The organism is Ancylobacter sonchi, assembly GCF_018390695.1.
GTDB lineage: Bacteria > Pseudomonadota > Alphaproteobacteria > Rhizobiales > Xanthobacteraceae > Ancylobacter > Ancylobacter sonchi.
Window position 1 is genome coordinate 68,738 of record NZ_JAHBGF010000010.1, and the last position, 12,025, is coordinate 80,762.

Genomic DNA, 12,025 nt, shown 5'->3' on the forward strand with positions numbered 1-12,025 from the left:
CGCCTGTGGCACCGCCAATGAACCGGGCTGGCGGACGATGTCTCGACCTCTCGCCCCACGATCGGCGTTGCCCATCCTAACGGAGCCGCCGGCGAGCCGGTCGCGGGCACTCGGATCCGCTCTCATAGGCCTCGCGGAAGCTGGAGTGTTCGGTGTGAGGGCGGCACCTTGCAGCGCCGATCCTCAAGCCCGCATTACGGCTTCACCGCGCTCAGCACGAAGACCGGCACGTCGCCCGGATAGGGCGAGGCCGGGAACAGATGCTGCCAGCCTTGCGCCACCGGGAAGCCGGCCTCGGCCAGCATCCGCTCCGCCCGTATCTGGGTGAGGCCGTCATGCAGCGGTAGACGGACCGCGATCTCCGGCGCATAGGTCGCTCGATAGTGCGGTGCGACCGACCACAGTCCGTCCGAGAGGACGACGCGTCCGCCCGGCCGCAGCAGCCGATGCGCCGTGCGGAGCGCCGCCATCGGCTCCTCAATTAGGCGTGGAAGGCCTACATGTGCGCTCCTCAAAACATCTACCGCCTGAACGTCGGACGCTCATCTCTGGCGCCAGTTTAGATTTCATATAAACTATTGAATTTGCACATCTATTCGTAGCTGCGCTACATACGGGTCTGAACTCCGTTGCCCACAGGGACGCGCGCGTCGGCGAATGAGCACGATCTCCTTGCACAAGCTGCATCTGGCGGAGGCAGGCCGGCTGCGGCGTTTCTTCCAGCGCCGGCTGCGCAATCGGGAGGATGCCGCCGACGCGACGCAGGAGACCTTCCTGCGCATGCTCGACGTGCCGCCGACCACCATCATCGAGAACCCGCAGGCCTATCTGTTCCAGGTGGCGAAATCGGTGGCGCGGTCGGCTTCGGTTCGCCGTTCGGCGGAAGCGTCTCTCTTCGTGTCGGAAGAGGCTGCCATGACGGCCGCCGACGACGCGCCGGGGCAGGAGCGCATCCTCCTCGGGCGGCAACAGCTGCTGCTGATGGCCAAGGCGATCGAGCAACTGCCGAACCGTTGCCAGCAGGTGTTCATTCTGAGCCGGCTGCACGGCCTTGCGAATGGCGAGATCGCCGAGCTGCTGGGCATCTCGCGCAACATGGTCGAGAAGCACATCATCCGTGCTCTGCTGCATTGCCGGAAAGTTCGCGCCGAGATTTTCTCGTGAGCGACGTCAGGTCATAAGCTCCGATCGACTCTAGTTAATGAGAGCGGCGCAGGGGCCTCAATGGCAGGACAGAGCGGAGCGAGCGGAGACGACCGCCGGGCGGAAGAGGCCGCCGGCTGGGTGGCGCGTCTGCAATCGCGCGATGCCACCGACGAGGACCGTCGCGACTTCCGGGACTGGCTGAAGCTCGACCCGGCCAATGAAGCCGCCTTCGAGGAGTTGCGCAGCCTCTGGGGCGAGCTTCAGGCGGTTCCGGTCCGGCCTGACCGGCTGAAGAAGCTCCGACGTTCGCGCGCGGCCATCATCGGCAACCTCGTCGCGATTGCGCTTATCGCCGCGTTGGCGACCACGCTCTACCAGATGGGCTTCATCGATCGCCTGCGGGCCGATCACTACACCTCCGTCGGCGAGGTGGCCCACTTCACGCTCGAGGATGGCACGCGCATAGATCTCAACACCGACAGCGCCGTCCGGGTGCTCTATTCGGCGACCGAACGGCGCATCGAATTGTTGCGCGGCGAAGCCTTCTTCGAGGTGACCCGCAACCCGGCGCGTCCGTTCGTCGTCGACGATGGCAGCCTCAGCGCCACCGCGCTCGGCACGCGTTACGGCGTCCGGCGGGACGAGAATTTCGGCGGAGCAGCACAGGTCGAGGAAGGCCGCGTCGAGGTGGTATCCGCCCATGCCCGCGTGGTGCTGGGCCCTGGTGAGATGGCGCGCGTCGCCCGCGACGGCACGCTGGATGTGGAAACCGGCGACATCTCCGGCCGATCGGCCTGGCGCGACGGCAAGCTGGTATTCTCCGGCCAGCCGCTGCGCGACGTGCTCGAAACCCTCCAGCGCTATCGCCATGGCCGCATCGTCGTTCTCGATGATGCCGCCGCCAACCTGAAGGTGTCCGGCATCTTCGACCTCCGCGACACCGACGAGGCGCTGCAGGTGCTGGAGACCAGCCTGCCGGTCGCGATCAGTCATCTCACCGGGATGATGGTGGTGGTGCGCTCCCGCTGAGCAAGATTTTTCGCAAGGCGACGTCAGGAGGCATCCGCCGTTTCGACTCTAGCTCATCGGGAGGATGCCGACGGGTGGCGGCGTTCGATGGGCAATGGGTGCGGCAGGGGTCGACATGCAGGCGGAAATGGTGAGGGGCGTGCGGCGCACGCTGATGGGCGCGGGATTGGCCGGCGTGTCGTGGCTGGCTTGCCTGACGGCCGTGCAGGCGCAGGGTGCCACACCCACTACGGCTGCCGCGATGGCCACGGTGTCCGTTCCCGCTGGTCCGCTGGAAGGCGGTCTGCTGAGCCTCGGGCGCCAGGCCAATCTCCGTCTGCTCTATCCGAGTACGCTCACGGTCGGCCGGCGAACGGCAGGCGTGAGCGGCCAGCTAACGCCGGAGCAGGCAGTGGCACGCCTGCTCGAAGGCACCGGGCTCGGCTACAGTTTCACCGGTGCGACCACGGTACGCATCTTCGATCCTTCGGCACCCGAAGGCAGTGATGCGGGAGGGGCGGCCGCCACTGGCATCGCCCTCGACACCATCACCGTCGACGGCCAGGGCGAACTTCCCCCGCCTTATGCCGGCGGGCAGGTCGCCGTGGCGAGTCAGCTGGGCATGCTCGGCAATCGCGACATCATGGACGCGCCGTTCAACGTCGTCACCTACACGTCGAAGACGATCGAGGACCAGCAGTCCCGCAGCGTCGCCGACGTGACGAAGAACGATCCCTCGGTGCGCACCACCTGGGCGGATGGCAGTTACTCGAACCAGTTCTTCATCCGCGGCTTTCCGCTCGCCAATGCCGACATCTCCATCAACGGGCTCTATGGTCTCGTGCCCTACCAGATGGCCGGGACGGCCTGGGTGGAGCGTCTGGAGATCCTCAAGGGGCCCGGCACGATGCTGACCGGCATGCCGCCGCAGGGCAGCATCGGCGGCACCATCAATCTCACCACCAAGCGTGCCGGAGACGACCCGCTGACGCAGCTCACGCTCGGCTACATCTCCGACAGCCAGTTCGGTGGCAAGATCGACGTGTCGCGCCGTTTCGGCGACGAGAAGCAGTTCGGCGTGCGCGTCAACGGCGCCTACACCAATGGCGACGCACCGGTCGACGGCCAGTCGAACGAACTCGGCGAGGCGGCTCTGGGGCTCGACTATCGCGGTGATCGCGTGCGGCTCTCGGCCGACCTGATCTACCAGAAGAACTATGCCGACAACCCGGCGCGACCAGTCTATCTGCGGGCAGGCGCCGTCCCGGTGCCAGCGGCGCCGGACGCCTCCGCCAATCTCGGCCAGGACTGGTTCTATGCCGATGGCGAGGACCTGCTCGGCATCGTGCGCGGCGAAGTCGACATTACCGACAACGTCACCGCCTACGCCACGGTCGGCGCCCGGCGCAACGACTTCCTCGGGCTGTACAATTTCATTTACCTGACCAACCCGACCGGCAATTTCGCCGCCAACGTGTATCTCCAGCCGAACTATGTCGACACACTCACCGGCGAGGCCGGCGTGCGGACGAAGTTCGACACCGGCTCAATCCGCCACGAGCTGACCGTCAGCGCCAGCGGCCTGCACAACGAGATGGGCGTGGTGGCGCCAGTGGTGGCGACTTACTCGTCGAACATCTACGCGCCGACGCCGTTCGCCGAGCCCAATCTCAGCGGCTACGCGACCAGCGCCCCCAAGACCAGCGCCTCGACCCTGACCAGCTTCGCCGTGGCCGACAGCCTCTATGCGCTCGACGATCGCGTGCAGCTCATCCTCGGCGCCCGCTATCAGAATGTGGAGCAGCAGGGCTGGAGCGCAGCGACCGGATTGCAAACCGCCGACTATGACGAGGACGCGATCACCCCGGCGGTCGGCATCGTGCTGAAGCCATGGCAGAACACCTCGCTCTACGCCAACTACATCGAGGGGCTGAGCCAAGGCCCGGTGGCGCCGGCCGGCTCTGTCAATGTCGGACAAGCCTTCGCGCCTATCAAGTCGAAGCAGATGGAAGCCGGCGTGAAGGTCGATTTCGGCCAGATCACCACCACGCTCAGCGTGTTCCAGATCGAGCAGCCGAGCGGCGTCCTCGACGCGGCCTCCAATGTCTACGGCATCGATGGCGAGGTACGAAACCGCGGTGTCGAAATCAACGTGTTCGGCGAGATCACGCCGGCACTGCGGCTGCTGGGCGGCGTGGCCTTCATGGACGGCGTGCAGACCAAGACCGCCAACGGCACCTATGACGGCAAGGCCGCCGTCGGCGTACCCGACGTGCAGCTCAATCTCGGCGCGGAATGGGACACTCCCTTCATCGACGGGCTGACGCTGACCGGCCGGGTGATCTACACCTCCTCGCAATATGCCAGCGTCGACAACATCCAGAGCATCCCCGACTGGACCCGCGTCGATCTCGGCGGCCGCTACACCTTCGCGGGCGCCAACGGCAAGCCAGTGACCATCCGCGCCACGTTGGAAAACGCCTTCGACGAGAGCTATTGGGCCGCGGCGTCCTCCTCCTTCGGCCTCGCCCGCGGCGCGCCGCGGACCTTCCTCATGTCCACCACCTTCAATTTCTGACATGAGCAGGTCTGCACCGCAGCGCACGCGGCAACCGGGGCGCCCGATGGACCGCCGGCGGTTCCTGGCCGGCTCCGCCCTGTGCTGTGCGACACTTTCCCCGGCGCTTTCACGACCGGCACGCGCCGCCGCACCGCCGCGCATCGCGTCGACCGACTGGGCGGCGGCCGAGAGCCTGCTGGCGCTCGGCGTCGTGCCGCTCGGCGTGGCGGAGACGGCGACCTATCGCCAATGGCTGCCCGACCCCGCGCTACCGGCGGAGGTGGACGACCTCGGCTCGCGGGCGGAGCCCAATCTGGAGCTGCTCGCCGGGCTCGCTCCGGAGCGCATCTTTGTTTCCAACTGGCAGACCGGCCTCGTGCCGCTGCTTGGCCGCATCGCACCGGTGCAGACGGTGACGATCATCGACGGGCGCGGCGACGCGCTGGGCAATGCCCGGGCGGCGCTGACGCAGATCGGCGAGACTACAGGTCGGCAACTACAGGCGCAGGCCTGTCTCGACGCCTTCGACGCCGACCTCGCCCGTTCGGGTGACCGGCTGGCCGGGCGCCTGTCCCGCCCGGTCTATGTCGGTGTGCTGCACGAGAACGGCACGCAGCTGTTCCTCTACGGTCCCGGCAGCTGGGTGCACGATCTGATGCTGCGCCTCGGCCTGCGCAACGCGCTGAAGCGCCCGACCTCCGCTTTCGGCAACGCGCTGGTCGACATCGCCGAGTTGGCCGACAGCCCGGACGCAATCCTGCTTTATCTCGATCAGGGAGCGCGTACGCGACGGGCCGAACGGGCGCTCGCGGGCAGTTCGCTCTGGCGGATGCTGCCCATGGTGCGCGAGGGACGGGTCCGCGCCATTCCACCGTTCTATGCCCTCGGTGGGCTGCCATCCGTCCTGCGGACCCTGACCGTGCTTGATGCCGCTCTCGGAGGCGAGGCAGGTCGCCGTCTCGATGGCTGAGGCCGCCGCCGCTCGAGTCCTCCGCAGCTTCCCCGCCTTGCCGGCCTTCGTGTTGGCGATGGCGCTGGCGGCCGGGGGACTAAGCGTTCATCGTCTGGCCGGTTCGCTGCCCGTCAGCCTCTGGTGGCGGGCGCTCGCCGATCCCGGCGCCGACGTGCCGATGCTGGTCTTCGCCCAGACGGCGGTGCCGCGCATCCTCATGTGCTGGATCGTCGGAGCAGCGCTGGCACTGGCGGGCACGCTTCTACAGAGCGCCCTACACAATCCCATGGCCGACACCAGTACGGTGGGCACGGCCTCGGGTGCCTATCTTGCTCTGGCAGCCACATCGATCCATGCGCCGGGGCTCCTCGATCTTGGCCCACAGTGGGTGGCTCTGGGCGGCGCGGCGCTGGCGGGGATACTGGTCCTGTCCATCGCGCGCGGCGCCGGCTTCGCACCGGTGACGGTCATTCTCGCCGGCCTCACGTTGAACCTGCTCTGCGGTGCACTCGGTGGCAGCCTTGCCGTGCTGAACCACGAGAACCTGACGGCGCTGTTCGTCTGGCAAAGTGGCACGCTGGCACAGAACGGGTGGGGCAACGTCATCGCCGTCGCTCCCTGGCTGACGTTGGCAATCGCCATCGTGATGCTTATCCGGCGACCATTGGCACACTTGCAGCTAGGCGACCAGCATGCGCGCAGCTTCGGCATCCTGCCGTGGCATGTCCGGCTGATCGCCAGCACGGTTGCCGTGGCACTCGGGGCGGTCTGCGTCGCCGCGGTGGGAGTGATCGGCTTCATAGGCCTCGCCAGTGCGCATCTGGCGCGGCTGCTCGGGGCACGCACGCTGGGCGAGCGGCTAATCTGGTCGATGCTCGTCGGCGTCGTGCTGCTCTGGCTGATCGACTCATTGGTGCAGTCGGTAGCGGTCTTTCGGGGTGCCCTACCGACCGGCAGCACCGCCGCGCTGCTGGGCGCACCGCTTCTCTTGTGGATCATCCTGCGCCGCCGGCAGGTAACGACCGTGCACGATCCTGCGCATACGTCGGTCGCTTGGCGGGCGCGCCGGCCGCTTGGCGCCATCGCCTTGCTGGCCGCCGGGCTAGCGCTCTGCGCTCTGCTTGCGCTGATCTTCGGCGAGGGAAAAGCGGGGTGGGGCTGGCTGTCAGCAGAGGCAGCGCCGGACATCCTGCCCTGGCGGGCGCCGCGCGTGCTGGCGGCAATGGGCGCCGGCATGCTGCTGGCGCTTGCCGGCACTCTGATGCAGAAGGTGACCGGCAATGTGATGGCAAGCCCGGAAGTGCTCGGCATCTCCTCCGGCGCCGCCCTCGGCGTCATGGGATTGCTGTTTGTGGTCCCCGGCTTCGACCGCCTCGGCCTGATGCCGGCAGCCATGCTCGGAGCGGCGGCGAGCCTCGCGTTGGTGTTGGCCTTCAATTGGCGTTCCGGCTTCGCGCCAAACCGCCTGCTGCTGATCGGGGTCTCGCTCGCCACGCTATTCAACGGCGTCGCGTCGGTGGTGCTGGCAATGGGCGACCCGCGCACAGCGGCGCTGCTCGCCTGGATGTCCGGCTCCACCTATCGGGTGGGCGCGAGCGAGGCCTGTGTTGCGCTGGCACTGGCGGTAACGCTGTTCGTCGCCGCCAGCCTGACGGCACGGTGGCTGGACCTGCTACCGCTCGGCGGAGCGGCACGCGCCCTCGGCCTCGGTGTGACCAAGAGCCGGGTGACGCTGCTCGCCATCGCGGCGGCGGCGACAGGTGCGGCGACACTGATCATCGGCCCGTTGAGCTTTGTTGGCCTGATGGCACCGCACATGGCTCGGCTCGCCGGTCTGCAACGCCCGCTCGCGCAGCTAGCCGGATCGGCGCTCATCGGCGGCACCCTGCTGGTGCTGGCCGATTGGCTCGGACGCAACCTGCTGTTCCCCTGGCAGATTCCCGCTGGCCTGGTGAGCTCCGTCCTTGGCGCACCGCTTTTCCTCCTCCTGTTATGGATACGTCGATGATGATCTCGGATCGCCGGCTGGTCGGCGAGGTCGTCCGCCTGCTGCGACCGTTCTGGCCTATCGCGATGGGCGCGACGCTCGCCGGGGTCGCCGGCGGCCTCGCGACCGCCTGGCTGCTGGCGACGATCAACGCCGCCCTGCACGCGCCGGGCGGGGCTGGACTACCCTTGCTCGCCGCCTTTGCCGGTCTATGCTTCGTGGCCGTGCTCGGCGAGGTCGCTTCGGATCTCGGCAACAGCTTTGTCGGCCAACAAGTGGTCGCCGGCCTGCGCAGGGACCTGACCGACCGCATCCTGACGGCGCCGATCGACCGGATCGAACGTTTCCGCGCGCATCGGCTGGTTGCCGCCCTCAATCACGACATCGAAGTGATCAGCGGTTTCACCTTCGCCTTCTCCAGCCTTGCGATCGCGCTAGCGATCACGATGGGCGGCCTCGTCTATCTCTTCGTTTTGTCGCCCGCGATGGCCCTTGTCGCCATGGCCGCGCTGGCTGTCGGGACGATGATGCACGCGCGGGCGCGCAACCGTGGCCGGGCGGGATTCGAGGTGGCGCGGGAACGGCAGGACGAACTCCAGCAGCACTACCGAGCGATCGCCGACGGTGCGAAGGAACTGCGCATGAATCGTGCTCGCCGGCTCCGCATGCGCAACGAGCAACTGGGCGGCACCATCGGCAGTATCCGTGACCTGCGGATCCGCGCCATGCGCGTCTACATGACGGCAAACGCCTTCGGCTCAGTCATTTTCTTTCTGGTCATCGGCCTGCTGCTCGCGCTGCAAGCCGGCTTCGCGCTGCCGGCCGAGACGCTCTCGGGCTTCGTGCTGGTGCTGCTCTATATCAAGGGCCCGATGCAGCAGCTGATCGGGGCGCTGCCGGCCATCGGGCAGGCGCAGGTGGCGCTGCATAAGCTCGCCAACCTCCGCGATGCCTTCGCCGATGCCGAGAACGGGCTACTGACCACAGATCGCGAGCCGTTCGCCGCCCCCCGGACCATCGAGATGCGTAGCATCGCCTATGCCTTCCCCCCATCGGCGAGTGTGGCGCCATTCACCGTCGGCCCGCTGGACCTGACGATTCATGCTGGCGAAATCCTGTTCGTCGTCGGGGAAAACGGTTCGGGCAAGACCACACTGATCAAGCTACTGCTCGGTCTGTACACACCAAATGCCGGCTCCATCCATGTCGATGGAGTGGCCGTCACCCCGGCGACACGCGACGCCTATCGCCAGATGTTCTCCCCGGTTTTTGCCGACTACTTCCTGTTCGACGACATCGCCGCCCGGGCGGAGCCGCCGGACACGGCCAGCCGTCATCTCCGCCGGCTCGATCTGGACGGCAAGGTGACAATCCGCGACGGGCGCTTCTCGACCACCGACCTGTCCACCGGGCAGCGCAAGCGACTGGCCCTGATTCAGGCCTATCTGGATGAGCGTCCCATCGTCGTGTTCGACGAATGGGCAGCGGATCAGGACCCGGCCTTCCGCCGTATTTTCTATGTCGAAATCCTCGCGGAGCTGAAGGCGCAAGGCAAAACGCTGATCGTCATCAGCCATGACGATCGATACTTTCATTACGCTGATCGCGTGATCCGTATGGAAGGCGGCGAGATTGCCGAGACCATCAATCCGCAGGCCGAGGCGGTACGCAAGGTGAGAAATCCTTAACGAAGCTTGTTCACACGCGAGATCGATACGGCCAGCCTAACAGGGCCCGCTCCCCTAGATGACACGCTGGAGTGAACGCCGAGCCCAGCCCATTCGGCGTCGGCTGGGGCACTACCTCCACTCGTACCAGCAGCGAGTGTACCTGCGGCCCCAGCGATTCCGAACCCGACGACAGACACGAACACGCCTTCCGCGCCGGCGCTGGCCCGGCACCGGGCGAGGAGGCGGTCCCCACTGTGTCACGTCTGCTGGCGTTCCGTCCGGCGCCGCTCCCACGGCTTCTGTCGCTGGCTCGGGGCCGGCAGGAACAGCGTTCTTCAGTTGGCCCAAGACGGATGCTTCGGCAGGAGATGCGACAAGACCTGCTGCTGCCCCCGCCCCTACAAGGCCGAGTAATCCGAACAGAAATCCGCGACGATCCATTGCGCACTCCATCTCAGCACCGCCGAGCGAAAATACCGTGCGTTTCAGGAGGGTGTCCATGCCAGCCGCTGATCACTCAAGCCGTTACCGTCCCCAAAAACCATAAGCGACGTTATTATAACGTGCATATGCCAATGGGAGAGCTGCTATGCCGTTCGGATTGGGGTTTTGGGCCGCTATCGTCGTGGGCTACGTGGTCAGCTTGGTAGTCTATGATCGCAAACATAAGCACTAATCGCTTCTGCGTGGGCGGCCGGCGCGCCTCCAGGCAAGATGCGGTTGATCCAACAATACCCACGCTACCATTGCCGCTTACCGTGTTGTCGTGCCATCAGCGGAACAAAATTCGAGCGTGGTGGTTCGTCGAACAACGCCTTTGACCGCATGAGATCGACCAATGTCCGTCACGAAGCACCTTTCGAAGCTCAAGATTTCCGCTGCCCTGCTGTTGGCGTCGTTCATCGGCGCGCCAGACAGCCAGGCGTCGGCGGACGATGGTGGAATGGGCCCGAAGAAGCTCATCGCCATTCGCGAAAAATGGCAGATGCCGCCGGAAGCGTTGGCTAATCGACTGGGCGTCCCATTCCACGTTTACATCGCGATGGAACAAGGCGCTCAGCCTCTTGAGAGCCAGCACCTGCTCGCCCTCGAGGCGATTGGGATTGACCAGTGTCTGGCGAAGCAGGACACGCGCTTACTCGTTCCCGAAGTACGGCTAGCCTTGGGGGCGACCGCCGAAGGGTAGGATCGGGCCGCCAAGGACGAAAATTGAAAGCGGACAATTCGCGGTAGCCGCCGACATCTTACCGCTTAGTCGATACGCTGCCCCCCAGATCGCAACGCCGCCCCCCGCCGAAGGCCCAGAGATCGCGCTGCCAGGCGGCGCCACGTCATCGGATGGAGATGCTGCTCCAGCAACGAGAGCCGTCGCGCCGCCAACTCTGTCGGCACGCCGCCGGCCGCGATCATTGCCGTGAGCTGCGCCGCTCCGGTATCGGGGATCGGCTTCCCGCCGGTCGCCCAACGACGTGCCGTACGGACGTCCACGCCGAGCGGCCTAGCCACCGCCCTAGGCGAACGATCCAGCCTTGCGAGGGCGGACTGGAGCTCGGCGGAGGTCATGGTAGCTCCGGCCATGGGTGCGCGGGTGGGGATACACTGGGCAGCACCGGTCGGATGTTGTCCGCATGTCGTGGAGGGATATCGACGGCGGAGCGATTCGCATCGTTCAACAGAAGATGGGCACAAAGGTATGGGCGCTTCTTCATGCCGACCTAGATGCCATTCTAGCGACGAGCTCGCCCCCCACAGGTTATCCTGACGACCTATGAGGGGAAGCCCGTTACGGCGGTAGGATTTGGCAACTGGACGGCTGACACCATTGGTGCGGCGGGCTGTCCGACAACTGCGTGACCCACGGCCCTGCGGAAGGCCGCGGCGCGCCGGCTCGCCGAGGCTGGTTGTTCGGCGAACGAAATCGCCTCGGTGGCAGGGCATAAGTCCCTTTCCGAGGTCGAGAGCTGTAGAGGATGCCGTCCGATCTCAAGAAGCCCCATCTCTGCTTGATCTGGCAGAGCCGATAGATCACGCCATTCGCGCCAAAGGCGCTCCCATAGGCGATGGCGTAGAACTCTCCCGACTCCGGCTCATTGTCGCTCGGATCCACAACCACAAGTTCTTCCTCCCGAAGGTGCGGACCGAAACCCTCCCGACCAATCAGCAAGGTGAAGTGGTCGGCCGGGCTGCTCGGCAGCATCAGCAGCGACCACCGCTCGCCGGTGCGCGCCGCCTTCCTTGGCCAATCTGTGCCGGGGTGCCGTCGCAAACCTAGCAGCTCTCTGCCTGCCTCCCCTCGGACAACCTAGACTGGCGCCCGATCACGGGCGGCGTCGATGCTGAACGGCCCGGCGCCGGCGGCGGACAGGTAGAGAAAGACGAAGCAGAACAGGATGGCAGCCACGCCGCCATTCTGCGCGGGGTAGAAGCTCTGCGGCGCATGCCGAAGGAAATAGGCGAAAGCCATCACGCCGGACAGCACGAAGGCGGCGATGCGGGTCTGGAAGCCGATCAGGACTAGGAAACCCAGGATCAGCTCGAACAGGCCGGCGATCCAGGCAAGCGAGCCGACCGGTGGAACGCCGTCGACATAGGGAAAGCGCAGGATCTTCTGCGTCCCGTAGCTGAAGAGGACGAGCGCGGATATGACGCGCAGCAGGCTGAGCAGATAGGGCTGCAGCGATTTCATCGTCGAGATCATGGGC

General features: G+C 66.1%; 9 protein-coding genes. 7 read left to right on the forward strand and 2 right to left on the reverse strand.

Features of this window, described 5'->3' with window-relative positions:
* Nucleotides 1–194: 194 nt before the first annotated feature.
* Nucleotides 195–470, reverse strand: a complete 276-nt coding sequence (locus KHC28_RS01855; protein ID WP_214006630.1) for a class I SAM-dependent methyltransferase — start codon at nucleotides 468–470, stop codon at nucleotides 195–197.
* Between the two features lie 187 nt (nucleotides 471–657).
* Between KHC28_RS01855 and KHC28_RS01860 the strand changes: the two genes are divergently transcribed.
* From KHC28_RS01860 to KHC28_RS01890, 7 genes are all read left to right on the forward strand, one after another.
* On the forward strand, nucleotides 658–1,164 hold the full coding sequence (locus tag KHC28_RS01860) for an RNA polymerase sigma factor (protein ID WP_214006631.1): 507 nt from the start codon (nucleotides 658–660) through the stop codon (nucleotides 1,162–1,164).
* Between the two features lie 60 nt (nucleotides 1,165–1,224).
* Nucleotides 1,225–2,175, forward strand: coding sequence for a FecR family protein (locus tag KHC28_RS01865; protein ID WP_214006632.1), 951 nt, complete (start codon nucleotides 1,225–1,227; stop codon nucleotides 2,173–2,175).
* A gap of 94 nt (nucleotides 2,176–2,269) precedes the next feature.
* Nucleotides 2,270–4,732 carry a TonB-dependent receptor gene (locus tag KHC28_RS01870; RefSeq protein WP_214006633.1) on the forward strand — a complete coding sequence of 821 codons (2,463 nt, stop codon included), beginning with the start codon at nucleotides 2,270–2,272 and terminating at the stop codon, nucleotides 4,730–4,732.
* Between the two features lie 46 nt (nucleotides 4,733–4,778).
* Entirely contained in the window at nucleotides 4,779–5,684 is a 906-nt protein-coding gene (locus tag KHC28_RS01875; RefSeq protein WP_214006634.1) for an ABC transporter substrate-binding protein, read from the forward strand.
* Nucleotides 5,677–7,674, forward strand: coding sequence for a Fe(3+)-hydroxamate ABC transporter permease FhuB (gene fhuB / locus KHC28_RS01880; RefSeq protein ID WP_214006635.1), 1,998 nt, complete (start codon nucleotides 5,677–5,679; stop codon nucleotides 7,672–7,674). Before KHC28_RS01875 ends, fhuB begins: the two co-directional genes overlap by 8 nt.
* Complete coding sequence (locus KHC28_RS01885; RefSeq protein ID WP_214006636.1) at nucleotides 7,671–9,341, forward strand: cyclic peptide export ABC transporter; 1,671 nt, start codon at nucleotides 7,671–7,673, stop codon at nucleotides 9,339–9,341. Before fhuB ends, KHC28_RS01885 begins: the two co-directional genes overlap by 4 nt.
* Before the next feature lie 820 nt (nucleotides 9,342–10,161).
* Nucleotides 10,162–10,509: a hypothetical protein gene (locus KHC28_RS01890; protein ID WP_214006637.1), complete on the forward strand. Its 348-nt coding sequence runs from the start codon at nucleotides 10,162–10,164 to the stop codon at nucleotides 10,507–10,509.
* A 1,116-nt stretch (nucleotides 10,510–11,625) separates the two neighbouring features.
* Here KHC28_RS01890 and KHC28_RS01895 read toward each other — a convergent pair.
* Nucleotides 11,626–12,021, reverse strand: a complete 396-nt coding sequence (locus KHC28_RS01895; RefSeq protein ID WP_214006638.1) for a DoxX family protein — start codon at nucleotides 12,019–12,021, stop codon at nucleotides 11,626–11,628.
* Nucleotides 12,022–12,025 lie beyond the last annotated feature (4 nt).

Bases quoted from the DNA above. Each gene is read 5' to 3' on its own strand.
- KHC28_RS01875 (WP_214006634.1), top strand. From the start codon at position 4,779: ATGGACCGCCGGCGGTTCCTGGCCGGCTCCGCCCTGTGCTGTGCGACA.
- KHC28_RS01870 (WP_214006633.1), top strand. From the start codon at position 2,270: ATGGGTGCGGCAGGGGTCGACATGCAGGCGGAAATGGTGAGGGGCGTG.
- KHC28_RS01860 (WP_214006631.1), top strand. From the start codon at position 658: ATGAGCACGATCTCCTTGCACAAGCTGCATCTGGCGGAGGCAGGCCGG.
- KHC28_RS01895 (WP_214006638.1), bottom strand. From the start codon at position 12,021: ATGATCTCGACGATGAAATCGCTGCAGCCCTATCTGCTCAGCCTGCTG.
- KHC28_RS01865 (WP_214006632.1), top strand. From the start codon at position 1,225: ATGGCAGGACAGAGCGGAGCGAGCGGAGACGACCGCCGGGCGGAAGAG.
- fhuB (WP_214006635.1), top strand. From the start codon at position 5,677: ATGGCTGAGGCCGCCGCCGCTCGAGTCCTCCGCAGCTTCCCCGCCTTG.
- KHC28_RS01890 (WP_214006637.1), top strand. From the start codon at position 10,162: ATGTCCGTCACGAAGCACCTTTCGAAGCTCAAGATTTCCGCTGCCCTG.
- KHC28_RS01855 (WP_214006630.1), bottom strand. From the start codon at position 470: ATGGCGGCGCTCCGCACGGCGCATCGGCTGCTGCGGCCGGGCGGACGC.
- KHC28_RS01885 (WP_214006636.1), top strand. From the start codon at position 7,671: ATGATGATCTCGGATCGCCGGCTGGTCGGCGAGGTCGTCCGCCTGCTG.